At 70.3% G+C, this 25983-nt stretch carries 31 protein-coding genes; 20 read left to right on the top strand and 11 right to left on the bottom strand.

Annotated features, from left to right (window positions below; translation table 11 throughout):
- Window positions 1–9: 9 nt before the first annotated feature.
- On the bottom strand, window positions 10–1020 hold the full coding sequence (locus ASF68_RS08565) for an iron ABC transporter permease (protein ID WP_056009300.1): 1011 nt from the start codon (window positions 1018–1020) through the stop codon (window positions 10–12).
- A gap of 228 nt (window positions 1021–1248) precedes the next feature.
- On the opposite strand from ASF68_RS08565, the gene ASF68_RS08560 reads away from it, so the two are divergent.
- Both ASF68_RS08560 and ASF68_RS08555 read left to right on the top strand, forming a co-directional pair.
- Entirely contained in the window at window positions 1249–2526 is a 1278-nt protein-coding gene (locus ASF68_RS08560) for a CaiB/BaiF CoA-transferase family protein (RefSeq protein ID WP_082498543.1), read from the top strand.
- Complete coding sequence (locus ASF68_RS08555) at window positions 2527–3360, top strand: MaoC family dehydratase N-terminal domain-containing protein (RefSeq protein WP_056009298.1); 834 nt, start codon at window positions 2527–2529, stop codon at window positions 3358–3360.
- Window positions 3361–3396: 36 nt separating this feature from the next.
- On the opposite strand, the gene ASF68_RS08550 is transcribed toward ASF68_RS08555, so the two are convergent.
- The 3 genes from ASF68_RS08550 to ASF68_RS19340 form a co-directional block, all read right to left on the bottom strand.
- On the bottom strand, window positions 3397–4341 hold the full coding sequence (locus tag ASF68_RS08550; protein WP_056009296.1) for a PDR/VanB family oxidoreductase: 945 nt from the start codon (window positions 4339–4341) through the stop codon (window positions 3397–3399).
- A 25-nt stretch (window positions 4342–4366) separates the two neighbouring features.
- Window positions 4367–4993: an MSMEG_1061 family FMN-dependent PPOX-type flavoprotein gene (locus tag ASF68_RS08545; RefSeq protein WP_056009294.1), complete on the bottom strand. Its 627-nt coding sequence runs from the start codon at window positions 4991–4993 to the stop codon at window positions 4367–4369.
- Window positions 4994–5100: 107 nt separating this feature from the next.
- A complete protein-coding gene (locus ASF68_RS19340) occupies window positions 5101–5658 on the bottom strand; it encodes a TetR/AcrR family transcriptional regulator (RefSeq protein ID WP_056009292.1) in 558 nt (185 codons plus the stop codon).
- A gap of 158 nt (window positions 5659–5816) precedes the next feature.
- Here ASF68_RS19340 and ASF68_RS08535 point away from each other — a divergent pair, with 158 nt between their 5' ends.
- Entirely contained in the window at window positions 5817–6821 is a 1005-nt protein-coding gene (locus ASF68_RS08535; protein WP_056009290.1) for an SDR family NAD(P)-dependent oxidoreductase, read from the top strand.
- A 253-nt stretch (window positions 6822–7074) separates the two neighbouring features.
- On the opposite strand, the gene ASF68_RS08530 is transcribed toward ASF68_RS08535, so the two are convergent.
- Window positions 7075–8271 (bottom strand): ROK family transcriptional regulator, encoded by a 1197-nt coding sequence (locus ASF68_RS08530; protein WP_056009288.1) that lies wholly within the window; start codon window positions 8269–8271, stop codon window positions 7075–7077.
- Between the two features lie 120 nt (window positions 8272–8391).
- On the opposite strand from ASF68_RS08530, the gene ASF68_RS08525 reads away from it, so the two are divergent.
- From ASF68_RS08525 to ASF68_RS08515, 3 genes are read left to right on the top strand one after another with little or no spacing between them, the layout of a single operon-like run.
- Window positions 8392–9528: a Gfo/Idh/MocA family protein gene (locus tag ASF68_RS08525; protein ID WP_056009285.1), complete on the top strand. Its 1137-nt coding sequence runs from the start codon at window positions 8392–8394 to the stop codon at window positions 9526–9528.
- Window positions 9525–10280 (top strand): ThuA domain-containing protein, encoded by a 756-nt coding sequence (locus tag ASF68_RS08520; protein WP_200936399.1) that lies wholly within the window; start codon window positions 9525–9527, stop codon window positions 10278–10280. The genes ASF68_RS08525 and ASF68_RS08520 overlap by 4 nt, the downstream gene beginning before the upstream one ends.
- Before the next feature lie 39 nt (window positions 10281–10319).
- On the top strand, window positions 10320–10586 hold the full coding sequence (locus ASF68_RS08515) for a Rho termination factor N-terminal domain-containing protein (RefSeq protein ID WP_056009283.1): 267 nt from the start codon (window positions 10320–10322) through the stop codon (window positions 10584–10586).
- A gap of 78 nt (window positions 10587–10664) precedes the next feature.
- Here ASF68_RS08515 and ASF68_RS08510 read toward each other — a convergent pair whose 3' ends face one another.
- Entirely contained in the window at window positions 10665–10982 is a 318-nt protein-coding gene (locus tag ASF68_RS08510; RefSeq protein WP_056009281.1) for a hypothetical protein, read from the bottom strand.
- A 267-nt stretch (window positions 10983–11249) separates the two neighbouring features.
- Here ASF68_RS08510 and ASF68_RS08505 point away from each other — a divergent pair, with 267 nt between their 5' ends.
- Both ASF68_RS08505 and ASF68_RS18710 read left to right on the top strand, forming a co-directional pair.
- Window positions 11250–11531, top strand: a complete 282-nt coding sequence (locus tag ASF68_RS08505) for a hypothetical protein (protein ID WP_056009279.1) — start codon at window positions 11250–11252, stop codon at window positions 11529–11531.
- 61 nt (window positions 11532–11592) lie between these two features.
- A complete protein-coding gene (locus ASF68_RS18710) occupies window positions 11593–11760 on the top strand; it encodes a hypothetical protein (RefSeq protein ID WP_157579867.1) in 168 nt (55 codons plus the stop codon).
- Between the two features lie 76 nt (window positions 11761–11836).
- Here the strand turns inward: ASF68_RS18710 and ASF68_RS08500 are convergent, their stop codons facing one another.
- Complete coding sequence (locus ASF68_RS08500; protein WP_056009277.1) at window positions 11837–12037, bottom strand: hypothetical protein; 201 nt, start codon at window positions 12035–12037, stop codon at window positions 11837–11839.
- 102 nt (window positions 12038–12139) lie between these two features.
- Between ASF68_RS08500 and ASF68_RS08495 the strand changes: the two genes are divergently transcribed.
- Complete coding sequence (locus ASF68_RS08495; RefSeq protein WP_056009275.1) at window positions 12140–12481, top strand: hypothetical protein; 342 nt, start codon at window positions 12140–12142, stop codon at window positions 12479–12481.
- A 70-nt stretch (window positions 12482–12551) separates the two neighbouring features.
- On the opposite strand, the gene ASF68_RS08490 is transcribed toward ASF68_RS08495, so the two are convergent.
- Window positions 12552–12857, bottom strand: coding sequence for a hypothetical protein (locus ASF68_RS08490; protein WP_056009273.1), 306 nt, complete (start codon window positions 12855–12857; stop codon window positions 12552–12554).
- Window positions 12858–13025: 168 nt separating this feature from the next.
- Between ASF68_RS08490 and ASF68_RS08485 the strand changes: the two genes are divergently transcribed.
- Window positions 13026–13868: an SDR family oxidoreductase gene (locus ASF68_RS08485; protein WP_056011627.1), complete on the top strand. Its 843-nt coding sequence runs from the start codon at window positions 13026–13028 to the stop codon at window positions 13866–13868.
- A 59-nt stretch (window positions 13869–13927) separates the two neighbouring features.
- Here ASF68_RS08485 and ASF68_RS08480 read toward each other — a convergent pair whose 3' ends face one another.
- Window positions 13928–14128: a DUF2795 domain-containing protein gene (locus ASF68_RS08480; protein ID WP_162235747.1), complete on the bottom strand. Its 201-nt coding sequence runs from the start codon at window positions 14126–14128 to the stop codon at window positions 13928–13930.
- 213 nt (window positions 14129–14341) lie between these two features.
- On the opposite strand from ASF68_RS08480, the gene ASF68_RS08475 reads away from it, so the two are divergent.
- The 8 genes from ASF68_RS08475 (at window position 14342) to ASF68_RS08440 (ending at window position 22140) form a co-directional block, all read left to right on the top strand.
- Window positions 14342–15004: a dihydrofolate reductase family protein gene (locus ASF68_RS08475; protein ID WP_056009269.1), complete on the top strand. Its 663-nt coding sequence runs from the start codon at window positions 14342–14344 to the stop codon at window positions 15002–15004.
- A 166-nt stretch (window positions 15005–15170) separates the two neighbouring features.
- Window positions 15171–16169, top strand: a complete 999-nt coding sequence (locus ASF68_RS08470) for an SDR family oxidoreductase (RefSeq protein ID WP_056009267.1) — start codon at window positions 15171–15173, stop codon at window positions 16167–16169.
- 17 nt (window positions 16170–16186) lie between these two features.
- Window positions 16187–17650, top strand: a complete 1464-nt coding sequence (locus tag ASF68_RS08465; RefSeq protein ID WP_056009265.1) for an NAD(P)/FAD-dependent oxidoreductase — start codon at window positions 16187–16189, stop codon at window positions 17648–17650.
- A gap of 51 nt (window positions 17651–17701) precedes the next feature.
- Complete coding sequence (locus tag ASF68_RS08460; protein ID WP_082455952.1) at window positions 17702–18286, top strand: SRPBCC family protein; 585 nt, start codon at window positions 17702–17704, stop codon at window positions 18284–18286.
- A gap of 87 nt (window positions 18287–18373) precedes the next feature.
- Complete coding sequence (locus ASF68_RS08455; protein WP_056009263.1) at window positions 18374–19717, top strand: APC family permease; 1344 nt, start codon at window positions 18374–18376, stop codon at window positions 19715–19717.
- Window positions 19718–19901: 184 nt separating this feature from the next.
- Complete coding sequence (locus ASF68_RS08450) at window positions 19902–20324, top strand: HIT family protein (RefSeq protein ID WP_056009261.1); 423 nt, start codon at window positions 19902–19904, stop codon at window positions 20322–20324.
- A 76-nt stretch (window positions 20325–20400) separates the two neighbouring features.
- Window positions 20401–21498, top strand: coding sequence for a type I restriction endonuclease (locus ASF68_RS08445; protein ID WP_056009259.1), 1098 nt, complete (start codon window positions 20401–20403; stop codon window positions 21496–21498).
- A gap of 102 nt (window positions 21499–21600) precedes the next feature.
- Window positions 21601–22140: a flavin reductase family protein gene (locus tag ASF68_RS08440; RefSeq protein WP_056009257.1), complete on the top strand. Its 540-nt coding sequence runs from the start codon at window positions 21601–21603 to the stop codon at window positions 22138–22140.
- 24 nt (window positions 22141–22164) lie between these two features.
- Here ASF68_RS08440 and ASF68_RS08435 read toward each other — a convergent pair whose 3' ends face one another.
- On the bottom strand, window positions 22165–23127 hold the full coding sequence (locus ASF68_RS08435) for a proline dehydrogenase family protein (protein ID WP_200936398.1): 963 nt from the start codon (window positions 23125–23127) through the stop codon (window positions 22165–22167).
- 102 nt (window positions 23128–23229) lie between these two features.
- Here ASF68_RS08435 and ASF68_RS08430 point away from each other — a divergent pair, with 102 nt between their 5' ends.
- Both ASF68_RS08430 and ASF68_RS08425 read left to right on the top strand, forming a co-directional pair.
- Window positions 23230–23802, top strand: a complete 573-nt coding sequence (locus tag ASF68_RS08430) for a YdeI family protein (protein WP_082498542.1) — start codon at window positions 23230–23232, stop codon at window positions 23800–23802.
- 14 nt (window positions 23803–23816) lie between these two features.
- Window positions 23817–24422 carry a maleylpyruvate isomerase family mycothiol-dependent enzyme gene (locus ASF68_RS08425; RefSeq protein ID WP_056009255.1) on the top strand — a complete coding sequence of 202 codons (606 nt, stop codon included), beginning with the start codon at window positions 23817–23819 and terminating at the stop codon, window positions 24420–24422.
- A gap of 152 nt (window positions 24423–24574) precedes the next feature.
- On the opposite strand, the gene ASF68_RS08420 is transcribed toward ASF68_RS08425, so the two are convergent.
- Window positions 24575–25843, bottom strand: a complete 1269-nt coding sequence (locus ASF68_RS08420; protein ID WP_056009253.1) for an HNH endonuclease signature motif containing protein — start codon at window positions 25841–25843, stop codon at window positions 24575–24577.
- Window positions 25844–25983 lie beyond the last annotated feature (140 nt).

Below are 25983 nucleotides of genomic sequence, written 5' to 3'. Positions count from 1 at the left end.
GAACGGCGCTCACAGCTCGGCCATCCGTCCGCGCCGCACGATCATGATGAAGGCCGCGCCACCGATGACGGTGAGGACGACGCCCACGGGCACCTCGGCGGTGCCGCCGATCAAGCGCCCGATCACGTCGCAGGCCAGCAGCACGCCGGCCCCGACGAGTCCCGACGCCGGGAGGAGCCAGCCGTGATGTCCGCCGACGAAGGTCCTGGCGATGTGGGGTGCCGTGAGCCCGACGAAGGCGATCGGGCCGGTCAGCGCGACGGCCGCCGCGGTGAGCAGGGTGATCGCCGCGAGCCCGACGAGGCGTGCCCGGAGGAGGTTCTCGCCGAGCCCGTTCGCGAGTTCGGTCCCGAGCGCCAGGGCGTTCAAGGACCGCACGTTCGCGAGGGCGAAGACGAGACCGAGTCCGGCGAAGACGAGGGCGGCGTCGACCCCGGTGAGCGACCGCCCGGAGAGCGAGCCGACCACCCAGATGCGGTAGGCCGCGAGCGTCGTCTCGTCCGACAGCACCAGGTAGGAGGTGAGGGCGACGAGCAGGGCCGAGACGGCGGTGCCGGCGATCGCGAGCGGCACGGGGCTCGAGAGGCCGCGACCGAGTGCGGCGACGGAGAACACGATGACGCTGGCGACGGTGGCGCCGAGCAGCGCCAGCCACAGGGTGGTGACCACCGAGCTCGTGCCGAGCACGTAGACGCCGACGACGACGGCGAGGCTCGCCCCGGCCGAGACGCCGAAGAGGCCGGGATCGGCGAGCGGGTTGCGGGTCTGCCCTTGCATCACCGCACCGGCGATCCCGAGGCACGTGCCGACGAGGATCCCGAGCACGGTGCGCGGCACCCGCGAGCCCCACACGACGGCACCGGTGTCCTGGGCGGGGTCGAACAGGGCCGTGACGACGGCCACCGGACTGATGAGGTTGCTGCCGAGCATGAGGCTCGCGAGGGCGATGACGAGCAGGGCGGCACCCAGGCAACCGACGGCGAGCGCGCGTCTCGATCGGAGGAGGGTCGCGCTGCGCATGAAGTAAGCCTAGCCTCACCTATCATCGCCTCGGTGCACGCGTGCCTGGCGCCCGCGGGAGGTGGGAGTCGGCCGGAGTCGCGGCCCATGGAAGTCGGGCGGACGTGTGCGGTTCGCACATGGGTCGATCCTCCAGCGCCCGATACCGTTGACCGAGACGGATGCAGCACGGCGAAGGTGCTCCCGCGACGCCAGAACGCGGCACGCCCGATGCCCAGGAGGACACGCATGACCGAGCAGCAGCAGCCGAACGGCGCCGACACCGCGGCCATCCTCGCGGCCACCGAGCGACTCGCCGTCCCACCCGGCTCCCTCGAAGGCGTCGTCGTCCTCGACCTCTCCCGCGTCCTCGCCGGTCCCTACGCCGCCTCGATGCTCGCCGACCTCGGCGCCACCGTCATCAAGATCGAGAACCCGAACGACCCCGACGTCTCGCGGGGCTTCCCGCCCTACCTCCGCGACGGCGACGAGGAGTTCAGCGGGTACTACGGCCAGTACAACCGCGGCAAGTTCGGCCTCGCCCTCGACCTCGCGAGCGAGGCGGGCAAGGAGGTGCTGCGCGACCTCGTCGCGAGCGCCGACATCCTCGTCGAGAACTTCCGCCCAGGCACGATGGCGAAGCTCGGACTGCCCTACGAGGCGCTCGCCGAGATCAACCCGAAGCTCGTCTACACCGCGATCTCCGGCTACGGGCAGACCGGCTCGCGCAGCCGTCGCCCGGCGTTCGACAACACGGCGCAGGCCGCCGGTGGCCTGTGGTCGATGAACGGCTACGCCGACCAGCCACCCGTCCGCGTCGGTGTGACCATCGGCGACCTCTCGGCGACCATGTTCGGCGTCATCGGCACGCTCGCGGCCCTCCGGCACGCCGAGCGCACCGGCGTCGGTCAGCTCGTCGACGTCGCCCAGGTCGACAGCATCATCGCCATGACCGAGACCGCCGTCGTCGACTACACCGTCGACGGCACCGTGGCCTCCCCGTCCGGCAACGAGCACGCCTGGGTGCGCCCCTACGAACTGTTCCCCTGCGCCGACGGCCAGGTGTTCTTCGGCGCCTACACCGACAAACTCTGGAAGGCGAGCTGCGAGCTCTTCGGCACTCCGGAGGCGATCGCCGACCCCGAGATCGACACCATGCGGAAGCGCTTCGACGAGGAGGTCTACGCCCGACGGGTGAAGCCGCTCGTCGTCTCCTGGTTCGCCGACCGCACCCGCGCCGAGCTGGAGGAACTGGCCGGCGACGTCGTGCCGCTCACCGCGGTGAAGACCATCGGCGAGGTCGTCGAGGATCCCGGCACCGCCGAACGCGACATGGTCGTCGAGACCGACTACGGTTCCTTCGGCACGCTCCGTTCCTTCGGCCAGCCCATCAAGCTGAGCGCCACCCCGGCCACGACCGACCGCCCCGCGAACCGCATCGGGGAGCACGCCGACGACGTCCTCGCGGCGCTCGCCGGGTACGACGCGGAGCGCATCGCCGGACTCCGCGCCGACGGAGTGATCTGAATGGAACGCGAGGAACGGTTGGAGGCCGGGCCCGCGTCCTGGTACCGGAGCACCTTCGCGACCGGGATGCCGGAGCCGGTCGTCGGCGAGGAGCTCCCGGCCGGGTGGGAGGGCGTCTACTTCCCGTTCACGACGCCGTTCGCCCAGCTCCGTGAGGACGGCTCACCGGCCGAGGACGGCGTGCTGCCGACCATCGACCTGCCACGCCGCATGTACGCGGGGGAGGACACGGAGTTCCTCCGGCCGCTCCGCTACGGCGAGCCGGTGACGCAGCGCACGAGTCTCGGTTCGCTCGTCGAGAAGCAGGGTCGGGCGGGTCGCCTCGTCTTCGCGGACCTCGTCCGCGAGTTCGTCGTCGACGGCGAGGTCGCCGTGCGGAGCACCTGGCACGACGTGTTCCTGGAGGCCCAGCCGGCAGTCCCGACGCCGCGGGTGCCGGCACCGGCACCGGCTCCGGAGGACGCGGCCGATCCCGACGAGGGCGCCGACTGGTCGGAGCGCCGCTCGCTCGACTCCCGTCAGCTGTTCCGGTTCTCGGCCGTGACCGGCAACACGCATCGGATCCACTACGACCGCCGCTGGGCGCGCGACGTCGAGGGGCTCGACGATCTGCTCGTGCACGGTCCACTGACCCGCATCCTCGTCCTCGATGCGCTCGCCGCGCATGCCGACGGTCGCCGTCTCGTATCGGTGCGGTTCCGCGCGAAGGCGCCGGTGCTCGTGGACACGACGTTCCGCATCGTCGGCACGGACGACGCTGCCGGCACCTCGGTCGTCGTGCGTGCCGCCGACGGTACGGTCCTGGCCTCCGCCGACGCCGCCTGGCGCCCCTGACGGGAGATCTGTCGGGTCGGCCTGCCTCCCGCGCGCCTAGGCGTCGATCACGAGCGTCGGCGTCTGCGACCGTGAGACGCACGGGTACATGATCATCGACGCGTCGTCGGTCGTCAGCGAGTCACGATGCTCGGGCGTGCCGTCGACCACCTGCACCGCGCACGAGCCGCAGACGCCCCGCAGGCACGAGCCGGGGATGCCGACCCGCGCGGCCTGCATCGCCTGCAGCATCGTCTGCCCTGCCGTGACCTCGACAGTGCGCTCGGAGCGCGCGCACTCCACGGTGAAGGCCGTGTTCGGCAGGTAGGCGCGGGGCTTCGGCTCGAACCGCTCGAGGTGCAGCCGGCAGTCGTCCGGCAAGGTCTCCGCCAGATCGGTGAGGGTGTCGGTGAAGCCGCGCGGCCCGCACGCGGACACGTCGGTGCCCGGCTCGAGCCCGGCGAGGAGCCCGGCGAGGTCGAGCCGTCCGCTCTCCCCGCTGACGTGGATCCGCACGTGGTCGCCGAGGGCGTCGAGTTCCGGCCCGAACGCGACGTCCTCGCGGGTGCGCACCGCGTACACGAGCGTCCAGTCGGCATCGCCGGCGGCGAGTCGTCGCGCCATCGAGAGCAGCGGCGTGATCCCGATGCCCGCGGCGAGGAGCAGGTGGCGTTTCGCGTCCGAGAGCGGGAACAGGTTCCGTGGGGGCCGGATGAAGACCTTCCGGCCGACGCGGAGGAAGGTGTGGATGTAGTGGGACGCGCCCCGCGAATGCTCTTCGCGCAGGACCGCGATCCGGTAGTGGAACTCGTCGGCGGGATCGCCGCAGAGCGAGTACTGCCGTTCGTGGCGGGTGATGAGCTGCAGGTCAATGTGGGCGCCGGGGTCCCACGCGGGGAGGCGGCGGCCCTCAGGGTCGGCGAGCACCACGCTGACGATCGTGGGCGTCTCGCGCACGATCTCCTGGACGATGAGCGGGGTCATGCCCGCGCGGTTGCGCATCAGGAGTTCCTCTTGCTTCCAGCCATCAGTACAGGCTCCGGTTGCCGACGACGACGGCCTCGTCGATCGCGTCACCGACCTCGGTGCTCAGCCCGGACATGCTCGCCCAGATCCGGCCGGCGCTCGGCACCTCGTCGGCGAGCTCCTGCATCTCGGCGTCCCAGATCCCGCCGCGGAGGAGCGCCCGACCGCAGTGCAGGTAGACCTCCTCGGTGCGCACCACGATCGCGAGCTGCGGGGTCACGTGGTCCTGCTCGAGCATCGCCGTGAGCGCCGGGTCGTCGGTGACGATGGCGGTGCCGTTGATCCGCAGGGTCTCGCTCATGCCTGGCACGAAGCACAGCATGCCGATGTGGCCGTTCTGCACGATGTTCTGCAGGGAGTCGGCGAGCCGGTTGCCGAGGCGTTCCGGGATCACGAGGGTGCTCGGGTCGAGTGCGCGGACGAACCCCGGGTAGTCGCCGCGGGGCGAGTTGTCGCAGGTGCCCGCCGCGTCGGAGGTCGCGATGGTGCAGAAGGGCGAGTGGGCGAGGAAGGCGAGGCAGTTCTCGTCCAGCTCGTCCATGATCTTGGCCGTCGCCGCCGGGTCCGGTTCGCCGAGCGAGCGAGGGATGGCCTCGACGTCGATCGAGGCGAATGCGTTGGCCGGCATGGCGGACCCCTTCTCTGTCCCTCCGACCCTACGGTCGGTCCCCGCACGCATCAATGGTCCGTCGACACACGGTTCGGGTCGTTCTTGTGCCATCGTCCCAAGCCGCGTCATCGGCCGAAGGAGCGACGGAACATCGCCTTCGCGCGAGCCGCGGTGTCTGCGCGATGGGATGCCGGGATCCGGGTGAGGGTCGCACCCACCATCGAGACGGCCATGAGGATGTCGTCCGGCTCCACGTGCGGCGCGATGCGTCCCGCCGCCAGCTCCCGGCCGTGCAGCTCGTGCGCGAGTCGGTCGAGGCGGGTGCCGAGGGCGGTGACGCGCGGGTCGTCGCCCGCCCCGAGGATGGCCTCGACGAACGGTGAGGTGACGAGCGCCTGGTCGATCACGACGTCCAGCAGGGTGTCCAGGGTGGCGTCGGGGCGCGCGGCGTGCTCCTCGAGCTCGCCGACGTTCTCCTCGAGGACGGCGAGCGCGAGCGACAGGCGGTCGGGGAAGTGGCGGTACAGGCTGCCCTGGCCGACCCCGGCGCGTTTCGCGACCGCGCTGAGCGGGGCGCCGAACCCGTCCGCGGTGAACACCTGGCGCGCTGCGGCGACGAGTGCGCGACGGTTCTCCGGACCCGCGCTCGGGCCGCGGTTCGGCTTCGCGGGTGTCGACGGCATCCCGGTAGCGTAACGCCGCGCGGCCGGTCCGGTGCACCTGGCTGGGAGCCCACCGTGAGGGCTGGTGGCCATGTCGTCGGCGGCGTACCGTGTACCGGACAATGATGTCCGGATCGCGGATCCGCCGTGCGCCACCATCCCGAGAACGAAGGAACCCCATGAGCGTCCTCACCGCCAACACCCCGATCGCCGCCTGGCTCGCCGACCCCACCGGTGGCCCGCTCATCCGCGGCCTCCTCGTCCAGCTCGGCACCGAGGAGTCGCAGCTCGCGCCCATCGCCGGCCTGCCGCTCCAGCAGCTCGTGGCTCTGAGTCAGGGCAAGCTGCCGCAGTCGCTCATCGACGAGCTCGTCCTCGCGGCGAACGACGGCGTCGCGCCGGTCGATGCGGCGCCCGAGGGGTGGCAGGAGCGCATCACCGCCGGACGGTTCGCCGGGAAGACGGTGATCGTCACCGGTGCGGCCTCCGGCATCGGCCGTGCCACGGCATCCCGCGTCGCGCGCGAGGGCGGCCGGGTCGTGGCGGTGGACCTCTTCGAGGACAAGCTCGCCGACCTCGCCGCGAGCCTGCCGGACGCCGACCTCGTCACGGTCGCGGGCGACATCACGAAGCAGGACGACATCGACGCGATCGTCGCCGCGGCAGGGGAGCGGATCGACGCGCTCGCCAACGTCGCCGGCATCAACGACGACTTCTCCCCGCTGCACGAGACGAGTGACGCGACCTGGGACCGCGTCATGGGCGTGAACGTGACGGGCGCCTTCAAGCTGACCCGGGCGGTCCTCCCGGCGATGGTCGCTGCCGGCTCGGGTTCGGTCGTCAACATCGCCTCCGAGGCCGGGCTCCGCGGCAACGCCTCGGGGAACGCGTACACGACCTCCAAGCACGCGGTCGTCGGCATGACCAAGAGCGCCGCGTTCATGTACGGGCCGCACGGTGTCCGCGTGAACGCCGTCGCCCCCGGCGGAGTCGCCACCGGCATCCCGTTCCCGCCGAACGTGTCCGAGGCGGGATCCGCACGGCTCGCCCCGTTCCAGGCGGCGATCCCGACGATCGCGACGGCCGAGCAGCTCGCGGCATCTATCACCTTCCTCCTGAGCGACGACGGGGTGAACGTCAACGGCGTGATCCTGCCGTCCGACGGTGGATGGTCGGTGCAGTAGCACCGCGCTCTTCACGATTCGTTAAGAACCATCGTTCTTAACGCTTGATTCGGGTCGGTTGCGTGTTCGACTTCTGCAACGGTTGAAGGACACAGGCGCGCTCAGCGTCGCCCGTCACCTGCGAACGGTCCGAACGAGTACGGCCGGAACGACCGTCGCAGCGCGGTAACACCGCACTCAGGGCCCCACCGATCTTGGCGGAAGGTGGGGCCCTGCGCGGTGTCCGGGGTCCGTCGACTCACCGCTTGTCGGCTCAGCGCGTGATCGAAGCGGCGAACCGCCACGGCTGCGAGCGGATCGTCGCGACCGCGCGGGTGATGGCACCGAGGGCCACGACGTCCGCCCCGAGTTCGGACGCCCGGACGAGCGGGGTCGGCGCGTAGACGCCCTGCTCGAGCCAGCGATGGGCGGCGGCGATGACGGGGGAGGCGACCCGCGCCACGCCACCGGCGACGACGACCTCCTCGACGTCGAGGAGGCTGCCGAGCACGACGCACACGCGGCCGAGGCGCTCGCCGAGTCGTTCGACCAGCGCCTCCGTATAGGCGTCGCCTCCGGTCGCGGCGTCCACGATGTGGCTCACGTCGAGCGCGTCGACGGGCGTCAGGGCGAGCGGGGACGCCGAGGGCACCCGTCCCGTCCGGCGGTCCTCCTCCAGCCAGGACCGGGCGGCACCGTCGAGTCCCTCCGAGGAGCCGACACCCTCGACCATGCCGAGCACGCGGAGTTCGCCGGCACCACCGGCGCCGCCGTGCAGCAGGACGCCGTCGACGATGAGGCCGGCACCGAAGCTCACGCCGGCGAGGAGGACGGCGATGGACTCGCGCGCCACCGCGCCGAGGGCCCGTTCCGCGGACGCCGCCAGATTGGCGTCGTTCTCGAGCACCACCTCGCCCCAGGGGCCGAGCCGGGTCGCGAAGTCGGGGTTCATCCGGGCCCAGTAGTCGTGGTCGCCGCGCGGAGAGCGACCGTGCACGTCGACCGGAGCCGGCACGCCGACCGCCGTCACGAGCACCTGGCCGGCCGTCGTGCCGGCTTGGGCGGTCGCCTGCTCGACGGCGGCGCGGGCGGTGGCGAGGCGCAGGTCCGGATCCTCGTCGCCGCCCACGATCGGCAGTTCCGCCCGGCCGACGACGTCGCCTCGAAGCGTCGCGACGAGCGCGGCGACCCGGTGCTGTCCCACGTCGAGGCCGACGACGAACGCGGTGTCGGCGGCCAACTCGTAGCGTCGCGCCGGCCGGCCCCGTCGGTAGTCGCCCGCGGCGCGTGCGTCGTCGAGCTCCCGGATCCAGCCACGATCGGCGAGGAGGTCGCACGCGTTGAGGACGGTCGCGCGCGTCAGCCCGGTCGCGTCCATGACCTCGCTGGCGGTGAACGGGCCGTGATCGAAGGCGTACGCGGCGACGAGTTCGACACTCGCTCGGCCCGTCTCGACCCCCGGTTCGACCATGGGGTGACTGTAGCAGGGTTGCGAAACTAGATATGGTCGCTATATTTAGTGGCGAAGGTCGACCACCGCCGGTCACGACTCCGTGCCCGGCATCCGCACCCCGAAAGGATCCGCCCGAGCATGGACACGAGCACCACCACGTCACCGTCGAAGGCTCCGGACCTCCGGGTCGGCGTCATCGGCCTCGGCTTCGCCGGCACCACCCACCTCGACGCCTTCACCGCCCTCCCCGGCGCGACGGTCGTCGCCCTGTCGGGCCAGGAACCCACCAGGCTCGCCGAGCTCGCCGAGAGCCGCGGCGTCCCCGACACGTATGCCGACTGGGAGGACCTCGTCGCCCGCGACGACCTCGACATCGTCTCGATCGGCGTGCCGAACGCCCTGCACCACCCGATCGCCGTGGCCGCACTCCGCAGCGGCAAGCACGTCTTCTGCGAGAAGCCGCTCGCGACCACCGCCGACCTCGCCGCCGAGATGGTGGAGGCGGCGACGGCCGCCGACCGCGTGCTCGAGGTCGCCTACAACCACCGCCGTCGCGCCGACGTCGCCTACCTCGCCCGCTACCTCGCCGAGGAGCCCATCGGCCGTGTCTACCACTCGCGCGCCTCCTGGCTGCGTCGGCAGGGCGTACCCGGGATCGACTCCTGGTTCACGAACAAGGCGGCCGCGGGTGGCGGACCGCTCATCGACCTCGGTTCGCACGTCCTCGACATCGCCCTGTCGCTGCTCGGCGAACCGCGCGTGACGCACGTCTCCGCGGTCGCCTACAACGAGCTCGGCCGCGCCGGTCGCGGTGGCTCCTCGGGCGGCGGTCCGGTCTCGAGCCGGTCCACGCACGCGTTCGACGTCGAGGACTTCGCCTCAGCCCTCCTGCGCTTCGAGGACGGCGGCAGCCTGCACCTCGAGGCGTCGTGGGCGTCCTACTCGAAGGCCCATGAGGACATCTCGGTCGAGCTCCTCGGGTCCGAGGGCGGCGTCCGCCTCCACGTCGACAACTACAACACCGAGGGCACGGTGACGATCTACCGCGACGTGGCCGGCGCGCCGACGATCGAGCGACCCGCCGTGCAGGTGCCGTCCGGTCACCATCAGTCGGTCATCGCGGAGTTCCTCGAGACCATCCGTGCGGGCGAGTCCGCCGGTGGCGAGCTGCGGTTCGCCGGTCACCACGGCGAGTACGCCCTGCACCGCAGCCGCGTCATTGACGCCGCTTACGCCTCGGCCGCCGCCGGGCACGAACTGGAGGTCCCCGCATGAGCACCACGTCCCCCATCCGCATCCGCGTCTGGAACGAGTTCGTCCACGAGTCCCGCGGCGACGCGGTCGTCCTCGGGCACTATCCCGACGGCATCCACCGGGTCATCGCCGACGGACTCGAGGAGTCGCTCGGCGAGGCCGTCAGCGTGACGACGGCGACGCTCCAGGAGCCGGAGCACGGGCTCACGGAGGAGGCGCTCGCGAACACCGACGTCCTCTTCTGGTGGGGCCACATCGCCCACGACCAGGTGTCGGACGAGGTCGTCGAGCGCGTCGTCAGGCATGTCCACGCCGGGATGGGCATCGTCGTCCTGCACTCCGGTCACTACTCCCGCGTCTTCCAGCGCCTGATGGGCACGACGTGCGCGCTCAAGTGGCGCAACGACGGCGAGCGCGAACTGGTGTGGACCGTGCTGCCGGACCACCCGATCGCCCAGGGGGTCCCGCACCCGATCGTCATCGACCGGCAGGAGATGTACGGCGAACACTTCGACATCCCGCGGCCCGATGAGGAGGTGTTCCTCTCCACCTTCGCCGGCGGCGAGGTGTTCCGCTCGGGTGTCGCCTACCTCCGCGGGCGTGGGCGGGTCTTCTACTTCTCGCCCGGCGACCAGGAGTACCCGGTCTACCACCACCCCGACATCCGTCGGGTGCTGGCGAACGCGGCCGAGTGGGCGCGTCCGACGATCGAGCGCACCCCGCCGACCGCCGACCAGCACCCCAGGGACTGGTTCCTGGGCGAGCAGGCGTAGTCTGCTGGCAGATCAGCTGGAATCACCGGGAGGGACGACATGCCGGAGAAGCAGAACCCGTCACTGAAGGACCCTGAACTCTACGAGAAGCTCCGAGACGACGGTGCGTCCAAGAGCAAGGCCGCGCGCATCTCGAACGCCGCGGCGAAACAGGGCCGCTCGAAGATCGGCGAGAAAGGCGGCGAGTCCGGTTCGTACGAGGACTGGACGGTCGCCGAACTCCGCGACCGCGCGAAGGAGATCGGCCTGAGCGGCTACTCCGGCAAGCGGAAGAGCGAACTGGTCTCGATGCTCCGGAACAGCTGAGCGGCTACTCCGGCAAGCGGAAGAGCGAACTCGTCTCGATGCTCCGGAACAGCTGAGCGCGCGGCACCGCCGCCGAGGTCACTCCGACCGGGCGGCGGAGTCGTGTTCGCTCGACGCGTGCACGACGACTTCGCCGGTGTTCGCCTCGTGCATGAACGACTCGAGCAGGGAGCGGTCCATCTCGCCGACCTCGTCGGTGTCGAAGGAGAACTGCAGCGCGATCGCGGGGTGCAGCCACAGCGTCGTCCGCCCCTCGGTGGTGGAGTCCTGTCGCACCGTCAGGGCGAACGACTCGTTCCGGCGGAGCTTCATCAGCGCGATCGTCTTGACGTGGGCGAGCATGCGGTCGTCGAGACGCACGCGAGCGTCGCCCGTGCCATACACCAGTTGTCCCATGGGAACCCTCGACTTCCGACCCCGGGAGACAGCCGTCGGCGCGGATGGCCGACATCTGAGCGCGCTCCGACGGGGTCCGGGTCGGATGGGCGCTCAACCAGGATACGAGACATCCGAGGGGTTCGCCCGATTATCCACAGACCCCTTCGGTCGACCGACTGGTCAGGCGGCCTGCGCGCATTGTCCGCCCCTCGGCCCTTCCGCGCAATGGCCCCTGCAGCCCGCGCATGCCGCGCTAGCGTGGCACACCTGAGAGGGGAGCTGACGATGGGATTCCTACGCCTCGGTGCGCTCCGATCACAGGTCGACGATCAGACGCTCGCCCAGCTCGAACACGTGATCCTGACGCGCATGCTCGATGACCAGTCCTTCCGCCTGCAGCTCCACCGTGGACGGTTCCACTCCTCCGAACCCGTCACCGTCTCGCCCGAGCAACCGATCGTGTTCGCCTTCGACGCCGAATTCGAGCCGCCGATCGACGAGCGGATGGCGGCCGAGATGCTCGAGGAGATCGAGATCACCGGCGGACTCCACGTCGTCGTCGCCTGACGCGCACCAGACCGATACCAGCACCACACCACAACCACCACCACAGGAAAGCAGGAGCGACATGAGCGACTTCACCGGAGCAGACGCATTGGGCACCGACCCCGACATGGTCGCGGGCACCCCTCCCACCGAGATCCCTGACGAGCCGACGGGCGAGGACACCGAGGACGAGCCGGACGTGCTCGAGCAGCCGGACGCCGCACCACTGCACGACGCCGACGGCCACTGAGCTGGAGCGCCCGCACGACCGAGAAGCGCCGCCGACCCGAGGGTCGGCGGCGCTTCGTCGTATTGAGGGTCGTGGCTCAGGCCTCGTCGGTGTCCTCGGGGTCGGCACCCGGGCGGACCGCCGCGTCGTCGCGGATGTCGATCCGGGTGACGCCGTCGCCCTGATCGGTGACGTCGATGCGGGGAGCCGCGTCCGCCTCGGTCGCGTTCGGGGCCGTGGTCAGCTGGTCGTGGCGGTTCTCGTCGTGCGTGTGCGGAGTCTGGTCGCTGTCGGTCATGCCCAGACGATAGCGCACGGCGCGCGACCCACCGCCGGTATACCTTTCCGGTCCAGGATTCAACCACTGCCGCGTCGCCGCGCGGTTTTCGACAATGGTCGCATGAGAAAGCTGTACTACTCGAGCGGCTATCTGCTGATGGCCGACCAGACCTGCAAAGCACTGCTGCGGTATGCCCGCGCCCTCGCCCAGTCCGGCGAGTCCGACATCATCACCGTGCCGACGATCAACGAGGGCGGGAGCATCGGCTTCGCGCACCTCCTCATCGGCCCGACGAGTCAGCTGTTCTCGACGCCCGTCGAGAACGCCTCGGAGGAGCCGCTCGACGAAGCGACCATCGTCGAGCTGGAACAGCGCACCGCCGAGCTGCAACCGGCGAGACCGGAATGGGCGACGGAGCTGACCGACATCGACGACCTGGAGTTCGACCAACGCTCGATGTGAGCTGCGGAGAGCACTCGACACAGGAGAGCGGGCCGACGGAGAACCGTCGGCCCGCTGTCGTTTGCGTGCTTCAGACGCGCGGTCCCGGCTCCGGCACGAGGACGAGCCCGTGCGTCGAGTCCGCGCTGATCGCGAGCGCTTCGAGCCAGGCACGGTTCAATTCGACCGGGACACTGCCCGCGTACTTGAACCGCAGCGACATCGCCGGGTGCAACCAGATCGTGGAGCGGCCGTCGCCCGCTCGCGGGTCGTCTTTCCAGCCGAAGTAGAACCCTTCACCGCGGCGCAGCTTCGCGCCGATCACGTGCTGCAGGTGCGCGAGCACCCGGTCGTCGAACGTCACGCTGACGTCGGCGTCGTAGATCATCTTGCCCATGGGTCCTCCAGTCCGCCCACCCCTCCTCCAACGGTAGGCCCGAGTCCGCGGGAGCGCCACGGAGCCCAGGGGGGTTGCGAAACCGTCGTCCAGGCACGAGTGGTGCAACACCCCGAGCCCGATCGCAAGCCTGCGATGCGGACACGACGAGCGATCTACCGTGTCGGCATGACTGACACCCCGACCCCACCCAACCGTCTCGACCTCGCCTTCTCGCCCACCCGGGCCATCGTCACCGCCTCCGACTCGGGCATCGGCCGCGCCGCCGCCGTCGCGCTCGCCGAAGCCGGGATGGACGTCGGCATCACGTGGCACACGGACGAGGGGGGCGCCGACGCCACCGCCGAGGAGGTCCGTGCGCTCGGTCGCCGCGCCGTCGTCGCCCAGCTCGACACCACCGACCTCACCGCCTGCGGTGACGTCGTCGACCGGCTCGTCGCGGAGCTCGGCGGACTCGACGTCTTCGTGAACAACGCCGGAACCGGTGCCTCGACGCCGTTCCTCGAGATCGAGCTCGAGGAGTGGCGCCAGGTCGTCGCCGCGGACCTCGACGGCGCGTTCGTCTGCATGCAACGCGCCGCCCGACACCTCGCCGAGGGTGGCGCCGGTGGACGGATCATCGCCGTGACGAGTGTGCACGAGCACCAGCCACGCGTCGGATCCACCGCCTACGACGCCGCCAAGCACGGACTCGGCGGTCTCGTGAAGACGGCCGCCGTCGAACTCGCCCCGTACGGCATCACGGTGAACTCGGTCGCCCCGGGGGAGATCGCGACGCCGATGACGGGTCAGACCGACGAGGACCCGCACGACACCGAGCGCCCCGGCATCCCCGTCGGCCGCCCGGGCGATGCGCGGGAGATCGCCTCCGTCATCGCGTTCCTGGCGTCGCCGGGTTCCAGCTACCTCACCGGGGTGTCCATCCCCGTGGACGGCGGCATGCTCCTGATGGGACCGCAGGCCGGATCGCACATCACGGCACACGATTGGCGCGCAGCCGCCAGCCAGTGACGCGGAACGGGAGAGGCACCGGTCGTGTACCGGTGCCTCTCCCATGTCCAGCTCGCGGCTCAGACGCCGATCGGCAGCGCCTCCGCGATCGAGGTGCGGTGCAGGACGTCCCAGCGGCTCGTGTAGCTGCGCTCGGGGAGCGAGCGGAGCGCCTCCACCAGATGGGTCGGAAGCAGGTCGCGGCGGGCCTCACGCGTCAGGTCGCTGGGGCGGCAGGGGTACTCCATGCCGCGTAGGAATTCGTCGAGCTCGGTGAACACGAGCATCTCCTCTCTGGGCGCGTCGTGGCACCCGATGTCAGGCGGGCCGGCTGCGTCGACCGGTCGTCGGACCGCCGTGCCCTCCTTCGAGTGTCGTTCCCGTTCAGCCGCTCGGCGCGCTCTTGCCTTTCCGTCGTCGAGCTGCTACTCGGGCGCGGCGGGTGGTCTGGACTGGGGGTGGGGCGCGAGGCGGTTCCGGACTACCGTGTGCCCATGACGAAGCTCCGCGTCCACAATCTCGCCGTCTCGCTCGACGGCTTCGCGACCGGTGAGGGCCAGTCCTTCGAGACGCCCTTCGGCCACGCCGAGCACCGGCTGATGCAGTGGTTCCTGCCGACGCACACCTTCGTGGCGATGACCGGCCACGAGGCCGAGGCGGTCGGTGCCGGGACCCGCGGCATCGACGACGCGTTCGCGTCGGCCACGGGCGACCGCATCGGTGTCGAGATCATGGGTCGGCGCAAGTTCGGTCCGCAGCTCGGGCCCTGGGAGGACGAGAGCTGGCGCGGATGGTGGGGCGAGGAACCGCCGTTCCACAGCCCGGTGGTCGTCCTCACGCACCACGAGCGACCGGACCTCGTCGTGGGGGAGACGACCTTCCTCTTCCGAGCGCTGTCGCCGGTCGACGCGTTGGCGCTCGCCACCTCGCTCGCCGGCGGTCTCGACGTGCGGCTCGGTGGTGGGCCCACGACCGTCCGGACGTTCCTCGAGGCGGACCTCGTCGACCACCTCCACGTCGTCGTCGTCCCGATCCTGCTCGGCCGCGGGGTGCGCCTGTGGGACGGCCTCGAAGGGCTGGAGGACCGGTTCGCGGTGGAGGTGACGGCATCGCCGAGCGGGGTGGTGCATTACGTGTTCACGCGGACGCCGCGCTGAGTGTGGGAACGCCCGCCTCGAACGCCCACCGCGAACGCCCTCCCTGGGAATGCAAGGGGCGGCGTCGAACGGGTGACGTCCCCTAACGTGGCGTCATGCCCCAGACCATCGCAAGCCCACGATTCCCCTCAGCCCCGTGTTCCGCCGCCGTCGAACGGCTCGTGCGGTGAGCCGCGGCGTCGCCGTCGTCACGGGCGGTACGGCAGGGCTCGGCCGGGCGACGGTCCGGGAACTCGCGAAGCGCGGCTGGGACGTCGCCGTGCTGGCACGCGGTGAGGACGGACTCGCGGCGACCATCGCCGAGGTCGAGCAGGCCGGGCGACGCGCGCTCGCCGTGCCGACCGACGTGGCCGACCGGGAAGCGGTCGAACGGGCCGCGGACCGCGTCGAGGCCGAGCTCGGACCGATCGAGCTGTGGGTCAACTGCGCCATGGTCGGGGTGTTCGGTGACTTCCTCACGACCGAGCCGGCGGACTTCGAACGCGCCGTCGCCGTCAACTTCTTCGGTTTCGTCAACGGCACGCGCGCGGCGCTCTCGCGCATGGCGCCTCGTGATCGCGGACACGTCGTCCAGGTGGGCTCGGCGCTCGCGCACCGCGGCATCCCGCTCCAGGCGGCGTACTGCGGGTCCAAGTTCGGTGCGCGCGGGTTCACCGAGTCCCTGACCGCGGAGCTCATCCACGCCGGCAGTGCCGTCAAGCTCTCGACGGTCGACATGCCCGCCCTGAACACCATCCAGTTCAGCTGGGTGAAGTCGCAGCTGCCCGAGCACCCGCAGCCCGTCCCGCCGATCTACCAGCCCGAGGTGGGTGCCACGGCCATCGCCGACGTCGCGGACAAGCCCCGACGACGCACCTGGGTGGGGGAGTCGACCGTCGGAACCATCCTCGGCGACCGCTTCGCCGGTTCGTTCCTCGACTGGTTCCTCGCCAGGACGGGCTACTCGGGGCAGCTCGCCCCCGACAAGGACGACCCGCGCATGCCCGACAACGTGTACACGCCGGCCCCCGGCGATCACGGTGCTCGCGGGGTGTTCAGCGACAAGGCGCACTCGTGGAGTCCACAGACGTGGGCGATCCGACACCGTCCCGCCGTGTACGCGACCGCGTTGGGCGTCGTCGCAGCGGGCGTCGCCCTCGTGACCGGCGCGGCGAAGCGCCGCTGACCGCCGTGGGGGCAGGGATGCGCAGGTCGACGGAGGAGTTCGACGCGGTCGTCGTCGGCGCCGGCCCGAACGGGCTCGCCGCCGCGGTGACCCTCGCCCGGGCAGGCCTGCACGTGCAGGTGGTGGAGCGGGGCGACACCATCGGTGGTGGCGCCAGGACCGCGGAACTCACCCTCCCGGGCTTCCATCACGACATCTGCTCGGCGGTCCACCCGATGGCGCTGGCCTCCGGGTTCTTCCGCTCCTTCAAGCTCGAACGTCGGATCGAGCTCGTGGTGCCGGAGATCTCCTACGCACACCCCCTCGACGACGGCCGCGCCGGCATCGCCTACCGCGACATCGACCGCACCGCCGACGCGCTCGGCCGTGACGGCGCAGCCTGGCGCGCACTCATGGGGCCGCTCGCCGCGGACGCCGACCGGGTGTCGCAGTTCACCGGCGGCAAGCTGCTCCAGGTGCCCCGCCACCCGGTCACGGTCGCCAGGTTCGGCCTGCGCGCGCTCGAACAGGGGAGCCCCGCCTGGAACCTCCGGTTCCGCGAGGACACCGCCCCGGCGATGCTCAGCGGTGTGGCCGCGCACTCGATCCGGCCGATGCCGAGCCTCGCCACCTCGGCGGCAGCCCTGTCCCTCGGGGCCTACGCCCACGCCCGCGGCTGGCCCATCCCCATCGGCGGCAGCCAGGCGATCGTCGACGCCCTCGCCGCGGACCTCCTCGCCCACGGCGGCGAGATCGTCACGGGTACCGAGGTGCGCTCCATCGACGAGCTCCCCACAGCACGCGCCGTGCTGTTCGACACGACGCCGAAGGCGCTCGCCGAGATCGCGGGGAGCCGCCTTCCCGACACCTACCTCCGGCGTCTCTCCCGCTTCCGCTACGGCGACGGCGTCGCGAAGGTCGACTTCGCGTTGTCCGGTCCGGTGCCGTGGACGAACCCCGAACTCGCGAAGGCGGGGACCCTCCACCTGGGCGGCAGTCGACCCGAGATCGCGGCGGCCGAGCGGGACGTCGCGCGCGGTCGGCACAGCGAGTCGCCCTACGTCCTCCTCTCGCAGCCCGCCGTCGGCGACCCCGGGCGTGCGCCGGGTGACGCGCAGGTCCTCTGGGCGTACACGCACGTGCCGAGTGGCTCCGCGCTCGATCAGACCGAGGCGATCACCCGGCAGATCGAACGGTTCGCCCCGGGCTTCCGCGACGTGATCCTGACCTCCGCGTCGATGACCGCCCGCGACATGGCGCGGTACAACCCGAACTACGTGCTCGGCGACATCGCGGCCGGTGCCGCGAGTTTCGCCCAGCTCGTCGCGAGACCGGTGCTGTCGAACGACCCATGGCGGACGCCGACCCCAGGCATATTCCTCTGCTCGTCCTCGACCCCGCCCGGCCCAGGCGTCCATGGGCTCGCGGGGTGGCACGCGGCCCGCAGTGCGCTCCGCTCCGTCTTCGGACGCGACCGCATGCCCTCGCTCGCCCCGGATTGAGCGCCGACGACCTGCTGACCTCGTCCCTGCTTCAGCGAAAGGAACACCATCGTGTCCCACACCAGCCGCATCCTCGATTGCCCGCCCGACCGTGTCTTCGCCGTCCTCGCCGACGGGTGGCTCTTCCCAGCCTGGGTGGTGGGGGCGTCACGCATGCGCGACGTCGGCGACCGTTGGCCGCACGTCGGCGGGAAGCTGCACCACTCCTTCGGCGTCTGGCCGGCCGTGCTGAACGACGAGACGACCGTGTTGCAGTGGGACCCGCCGCACGCCTTCGTCATCCAGCCGAAGGGCTGGCCGCTCGGCGAGGCGCGCGTCGCGGTCGAGGTGGAACCGCACGAGCGCGGTTGCGTCGTCCACCTCCACGAACAGGCCGTCGCCGGGCCGGGCGCCCTGATCCCCGTGTGGCTGCTCGACATCGGCCTGCACCTCCGCAACATCGAGACCCTGCGTCGGCTCGCGCACCTCGCGGAGGGCGGCGCCGGCGGGACGCACCTCGTGGAGGCGGCTGAACCGACGGCCGACGATCGGAAGCGCGCCGAGTTCCCGAAGCGGTCGGTGTTCGCGCGGGTGGTGTCAGTCGCCGTGGTCGCTGTACCGGTGATCGCGGTGGCACGCAGGCTCGCCCGTCAGTGACGTCCGTCTGACGCCGACGCCGACGCACAACCGCGACGGGATAGCAAGCGCGGGACGGGGTTCTACGGCTGCCGTACCGTTGCGCGGATGACCTCGACCGACACCACCAGGGCTGATCCTCCTTCCACGCTCAAACGCGACATCTCCGGGAAGATGCTCTACCTGTTCATCCTCGGCGACGTCCTGGGGGCCGGGATCTACGCGCTCATCGGGCAGATCGCGGGCGAGGTCGGCGGGGTCACCTGGGTGCCGATGATCGTCGCCCTCCTGCTCGCGCTGCTCACGGCCGCGTCGTATGCCGAGCTCGTCACGAAGTATCCGAAGGCGGGCGGCTCGGCCGTCTTCGCGGAGCGGGCCTACAAGCGGCCGATGGTCTCGTTCCTCGTCGGCTACTGCATGCTCGCGGCGGGTGTCGTGAGCGCCTCCGGGTTGGCGTTGGCGTTCGCGGGCGACTACCTCGCGACCTTCATCGACCTGCCCCCGGTCCTCGGCGCCGTGCTGTTCCTCATCGTGATCGCGCTGATCAACGCCCGCGGCATCAAGGAGTCCGTCCGGGCGAACCTCGTCATGACGATGATCGAGACCACGGGGCTCGTCCTCGTGGTGGTCGCCGTCGCGATCATGCTGGGCGGCGGCAAGGGCGACCTCGGGCGCGCGACGCAGTTCGCCGAGGGCGGGAGTCCCGTCATCGCGGTGTTCGGTGCGGCCCTGCTCGCGTACTACTCCTTCGTTGGCTTCGAGACGAGTGCGAACGTCATCGAAGAGGTCAAGGATCCGTCGCGCGTCTACCCGAAGGCGCTGTTCGGTGCGCTCGCGACGGCCGGTGTCCTCTACGTGCTCGTGGGCACCGCGGCCTCGATCGCCGTGCCCTCCGACGAGCTCGGCGAATCGACCGGTCCGCTGCTGACGGTCATCCAGGCGACCGGCGTCGGCATCCCGGCATGGCTGTTCAGCCTCATCGCCCTGGTGGCCGTCGCGAACGGCGCGCTGCTCACGATGATCATGTCGAGCCGGCTCGCCTACGGCATGGGTTCGCAGGGGCTGCTTCCGAGCGTGTTCACGAAGGTGCTGCCGAAGCGTGGGACGCCGTGGGTCGCGATCCTCGTCACCACGGGTGTCGCGATGGTCCTCACCGCGACCGGCAGCATCGCCACCCTCGCCGAGACGGTCGTCCTCCTGCTGCTCATCGTGTTCCTCAGCACGAACATCGCGGTGCTCGTGTTGCGTCGCGAGCGGGTCGAGCACACGCACTTCCGTGCTTGGACGGTCCTGCCGGTGCTCGCGGTGCTGTCGTGCCTCATCCTGCTCACGCAGCAGAGCGCTGAGGTGTGGTTGCGCGGCGGCATCATCGTCGCGGTGGGTGTGGTCCTGTACGCGATCACGCGCCTGGTCCGTCGTCGCAAGAGCGGTTCGGACGCCACCGCGCGGTGACGCTGCGGCGACCCCGGGGCGGCTTGGTCGGCTCGGGGCTGGTGGTGCAGTGGTCGTCGTCGTCGGGCTGGTGTGGATCGTCGGCCCGCGGCTGATCCGGCGCGCGCGCGACCGCGTGTCCTGAGGGGCGCAGCGGTCAGGCTGGGCGACCCGACCGTCGGGTCACGTCCGCGACAATGGGGTGATGTCCGACACCTGCACCTTCTGTCAGCTGATGCGTGACGAGCCCGCCGGCGTCGTCTGGGTGGAGCGCGAGGACGAGGCGGTCGCCTTCCGACCGTTGCCCGAGTCGGCGCTCGCGCCGGGGCACACGCTCGTGGTGCCGCGGGCGCACAGTGTCGGTCTGCTCGACGCGGATCCGCGGGCGTTGCAGGCGACGACCGCCCTGGCCCAGCGGGTGGGTCGGGCGATGCGGGCGGCGCTCGGGGCGACCGGGGTCGTCGTGTTGAGTGCGTCCGGTGTCGATGCCGGGCAGAGCGTCCCGCACTACCACCTGCATGTCGTGCCCTGCTGGGACGACGACGGGGTCACCTTCTGGCCCGAGGGGCTGTCGCAGCATCGGGTCGACTGGGACCCGCATGAGCTCCTGGCGGAGATGTTCGAGTAGCTGGACGGCGCGACGCGTCGAGTTCCGTGGATCGAGTCGGTGCACCAACTATGGTGATCCTGACCCAGGAGGAACAATGGAGTTCGAAGAGCGCCTCGCCGCGTTGGCCACGAAGGTCCGCAATCAGCGGGCTGCCATTCAGACAGAAGAAGCGACGAAGAACGCGTTCGTCATGCCGTTCATTTCGACCATCCTCGGCTATGACGTGTTCAACCCCATGGAGGTCGTCCCGGAATTCACCGCCGACGTCGGGGTCAAGCGAGGGGAGAAAGTCGACTACGCGATCATGCGTGACGGCGAGGTGCAGATCCTCATCGAATGCAAGAAGTCCACCGAACCGCTGAAGATCGAGCACGCCTCGCAGCTGTTCCGATACTTCTCCGTGACCAATGCACGAATCGCGGTGCTCACCAACGGTGAGGTGTACAACTTCTACACCGACCTCGACTCTCCGAACAAGATGGACGATCGCCCGTTCCTCGTCCTCGATCTCGCGGACATCGACGAGACGCTTCTGCCCGAGCTGCAGAAGCTGACGAAAGAGATCTTCGATCTCGACTCGGTCATCAGCGCAGCTGAGGAGTTGAAGTACGTCGGCGCGCTCAAGCGGTCGATCGCAGCGCAGTTCCGCGAGCCCGAGGAGGACTTCGTCCGTCTGTTCACCTCGCGGGTCTATGACGGTCGTTTCACGCAGGACGCTCGCACCCAGTTCACGACGCTCGTCGCGAAAGCGTCCAAGCAGTTCCTCAACGAACAGGTGAACGATCGGCTGAAGACCGCCCTCGGGGCGTCCTACAGCGCGCCACTGGGGGTCGAGGCGCCGGCTGAATCCGTCGCGAGTGCCGGAGTGGTGGAGAGCGACCTTGATCGAGACACCGAGATCGAGACGACCCTCGAAGAACTCGAGGGATACCAGATCGTGAAGGCCATCGCATGCAGTGAAGTGAAGCCCGAACGGATCGTGCACCGCGATGCGAAGTCCTACTTCGCGATCCTGCTCGACGACAACAACCGCAAGCCCATCGCGCGACTCTGGTTCAACGGCAAGAAGCAGAAGTACCTCGGGTTGTTCGATGACGCCAAGGTCGAGACGAAGCACCCACTCGAGACTCTCGACAGTATCTACGCGCACGCCGAGTACATCAGGGAGACCGTTCGGCGGTTGTCCGCATAACTCCCCACGGGTAGGAGTCGACGCGGTGCATCGGGCACCGGCATCCTCGGAGTCCTCTGCTTGGGTTGACCTCAAGGCCGATTGAGGTTCTACGGTTGCAGTATGACCATTCCCACCACGCCGTCCACCGATCCCGACGCCCTCGCCCACGCCGCGACCGTCGACGGGTTCAAGGCGGCGTTCCGCGACCACCCGGCCGGCGTCGCGCTCATCAGTGCCGCAACCGATCGAGGCGACGTCGGTCTGACGGCGTCATCCGTGGCGTCCGTCGCCGTCGACCCGCCGATGCTGTCGTTCTCCGTCACCCGTGCGACGGGTTCCGCCGGTGGGCTCCTCAGTGCGGGGACCGTCGTCGTGCACCTCCTGGCGGACCACCACCTCGAGGTCGCGAAGGCGTTCGCCAAGACGGGCGAACCGCGGTTCACGCCGGAGCAGCACTGGGAGCGACTCTCGACCGGAGAGCCCTACCTGCCGAGTGCCCGTGCCGCGCTGCGCTGCCGGATCGTCCAGACCGTGCCGGCCGGCAGCTCGATGCTCGTCATCGCCGAGGTCCTCGAGGTCATCCCGCCAGGGACGGACGCGCCGGCGCTCGTCTACCAGAACCGCAACTTCCACCGTCTGGAGTCCGACCCGCTCGGTTGAGCGTCAGCCGGGCGCGGGTGAGCCTCAGACGCGTGCCGCGATCGCGCCGATGTCCGCGATCGCTTCGATGACGCGTTCGGGGTGTTCGCCGATCCGGTTGAGGACGTAGAGCCACCACTCGGGTCCGTAGACGAGGTACTCGCGTGTGGTGAATCCGCGCCGGCGGAGATCGTCGAGCAACGCCGTGCCGAGCCCCTGGAGCATCTCGAACTCCACGTGCGGCTGCCGCAGTTCGTCGCCGAGTGCTCCCTCGAGTGCCGCGACCAGGTGCGGGTCGTGGGTGGCGATGTTGACGCGGTGGCCGGCCCGGACGAGACGCGTCACCATCGCGATGTACGCCGCCGTCATCGGTGCGGCGTCGCGCGGGTGCGCCACCTCCGTCGATTCGAGGAAGGCACCCTTCACGACGCGCACCGGCCCGGGACGGGTGAGTACGCGTTCGAGGTCCGCCGGGGTGCGGTGGAGTCTCGCTTGCAGGGTGATGCCGGTCTCCGGGAACCGGTCGGCGATCTGCTCGAAGATCGAGAGGACGAGATCGGTGCGGTCTGAGCCCTCCGCGGAGATCATGATCGAGGTGCCGGCGTCCCTGGCCGCCTGTGCGAGGGTCAGGCCGTTGCGGAGGCCGAGTTCGGCGGAGACCACCGATCCGATGTGCGAAAGGTCGAGGGAGATCGTGGCGGTCTGCTCGGCCGCACCGATGCGTCGGGCGAGGTCGACGAACTCCGCCGTCTGTTCGTCGGCGATCCGTGCGTCGCGGACGGACTCGCCGACGAGCTCGATGCTGCCGAGGTGCCCACGGCTGGCGTTCGCTGCGAGGAGTCGCAACGCCGAAGCGGCGTCGTCACCGGCGATGTACCGGACGGCGACCCGTCGGGCGATGGCGGCGGCCTCCGGGTGGGCGAGGACCCGTGCTTTGAGGTCCTCGTCGAGGGCCCAGGCGCGCAGGGTGTCGGCGGCGCGCGACAGTGTCTCGTCGTTCATCAGCATGCTCCGACCCTATCCATTCCGGCTGCGTGCCCAGTGCAGCGTGAGAGCCTGCGCAGCGTCGGACCCTGTGGGACGTGGGTGGTGCGCGCTACGCTCGCTGACGTGGCGAGCTTCGAGGAGAAACCGATCCTGGACCTCACGCTCGAGGAGTGGGAGGCCTACCTCGTCGGCGCGCCGAGCGACGACGGGGTGCGGCTGAAACTGCGGAAGAAGACCTCGAAGGCGCCGGGCATCACGTGGTCGGAGGCACTCGACGTGGCGCTGTGTCATGGCTGGATCGACGGGCAGAGCAAGCGGCTCGACGACGACTACACCTTGCAGGCGTTCACGCCGCGACGGAAGAACAGTCCGTGGTCGCAGATCAACCGGGAGCACGTGGCCCGGCTCATCGAGGAGGGGCGGATGCGTCCGGGTGGGCTCGCCGAGGTCGAACGGGCGCAGGCCGATGGTCGGTGGGACGCTGCCTACCGGCAGAAGGACGCGGTCATGCCGGCGGATCTCCAGGTCGCACTCGATGCCGACCCGGCTGCGGCCGCATACTTCGCCACCCTGGGGCGCACCGAACGGTTCCGGGTCTTCTTCCGGTTGAACGGCATCAAGACGCCCGCCGTCCGGGCCGCTCGCATCGTCGACGTCGTCACGAAGGCGGCGCTCGGCGAGCAGCACTATCGGTGAAAGGGAGGGCACGGATGACGGTGTCTCCGAGGATGGTGTGGGCGGTCGTCCATGACGAACGCCGGAAGCTCGTCGCCGATCTGGCCGGGCTCAGCGAGGAGCAGTGGGCCACACCGTCCCTCTGCGCGGGATGGGACGTGCACGACGTCGTGGCACACCTCGTCGATTCGGCGAAGACGACGCGCCTCGGGTTCGCGCGCCGGCTCATCGCGGCACGGTTCGACTTCGACCTCGACAACGAACGCGGCATCGAGCGGGAGCGGCGGAATCGGCCATCGGAGACGCTTGCGGCCCTGGGCGCTGCCGCCGAGCTGAGCCGCACGCCGCCGGCGAACCTCGCGACCAGACTCGTCGAAGCCATCGTGCATGGTGAGGACATCCGCCGGCCGCTCGGTCTTCGCGCGAGCTACCCGACGACGGCTGTCGTCCAGGCGTTGGAGTATCAGCTTCGGACGGGCGTCTCGATGGGCGGCGGCAAAGAACGCGGGCAGGGTGTCCGACTCGTCGCTGACGACACCGGCTTGAGCTGGGGTGACGGGCCCGAGGTCCGCGGTTCCGCGCTGGACCTCCTGCTCGCGGTCTCGGGCCGACCGACCGGGGTCGCGCTGCCGGCGAGCTGAAGGGCGAGAGGCGGGCACATGCCCGTCGACAAGCTCAGGGAGCGGGACGTTCCGGGCGCACCTCCGCCGGTCACTGAGCTTGTCGAAGTGCCCACGAGGAACTCATCGATACTTCGACAGGCTCCGCGGCGCAGCTCCGGGAGCAGGAGCGGTCAGAAGGGTGCGGGGTCCGGGGCTGTTCGGTGATGCTTGCCGTCGGGTGTCGTCCAGTCGAGGACGCCGTCCGGTTGGTGGTCGAGGTTCCAGCCGGGGAGGTGCTTCATGCGGTGGTGATGTCGGCAGAGGCAGGCGAGATTCCCGACGTCTGTCGTTCCGCCGTCTTGCCAGGCGACCGAATGGTCGAGGTCGCAGGCCCGGGCGCGGCGCCCGCAGCCAGGTGCACGACAAGTGCCGTCTCGAAGGCGGACCGCGCGCTGCAGATCGGCGGGAACTCGGTACTGGCCTCGGCCGACGGAGAGGACGGCTCCAGTTTCGGGCTGGACGAGGATGCGGGTCATGCTGGGTGCGTTGACTGCGATGCGGGCTGCGGTCTCCGGATCGATGGGGCCGTATCCGTCGAGCGTGGCGGGGGCATCGGAGACACCGGCCATGCTGAGCGCGGGGACGGTGATCTGCACGGTCGGCTTGATGTGTTCCTGGACCTCGATCGGGTGCGGGAGGACGGCGTTCGAGGCGACGTCATCCGGGGTGACGCCGCTGAGGGCGAGGGCTGCAAGGGCATCGGCCTGGAGCTGCCCGCAGGTGCGCTGGTCGCCAGCGCGACGTGCTTCCGCCGCTGCACTCTCGAGGCGCTCGACGATGCCCTGCGCGATCGGAGCGGTGGTGAAGAGGTGCACCCACGCCATGCCGTCCGAGGCCGCCTCGAACTCCACCCGGCGGTCAGCCTCGGAACGCACGGCGCGCGCGGTGATGGATTCTGGGTGGAGTCGCTCGCGGAGATCCTTCGCGCGCTTCTTCAGTCGTGCGACCGTGGACCGTTCCGCAACCGTGAGCACCTCGGCGAGGAACGAAGCGCGACCGGCGTTGGGGACCTCGCGCAGTTGGTCGGTGATCGTCCGCGCATGCCGGCCGGAGATCCTGCCGGCCTCGAGTGCAGCCAGCACGGACGGTGCCTCGTTGACGAGGCGCTCGGCGTCGTCTGTGGCGTGCAGGACGGTCTGCTCCGAGGAACGCGTCGCCATCGCGAGCATCGCGCCCGTCGAGCGGCGCGACAGTGCACGCCGTTCTGCAGGCGGGTAGATGGCGGGGACGACCGTGTCCGCGAGCGCGTCCGCATAGGCGGCGGAGCGCGCGAGCAGGCGCGCTTCACGCGCGTCGAGCACGGCGCGGAGTCGCCCGATCTCCGCATATTCATCCGAGAACTCGGCGAGCTGCGCGGCGTACTCGTCGCTCGCGCGGGTCGCGGTGGTGGTCTCGGTCATGACACCAGTCCACCATGGACCACTGACATTCCAGACGTCGAGTCCGGGCGGGTGGGGATGCATCCCGTGAGCACTTCGACAAGCTCAGTGACCGGGGCTCGTCAGCGAGATTCGGTCGGAACCCGCCGCGCGCCGCTCCG

The organism is Plantibacter sp. Leaf314 (genome assembly GCF_001423185.1).
Lineage (GTDB): Bacteria > Actinomycetota > Actinomycetes > Actinomycetales > Microbacteriaceae > Plantibacter.
Note: the sequence above shows the minus strand (reverse complement) of the source record. Positions and strands in the feature narration are given on the sequence as shown.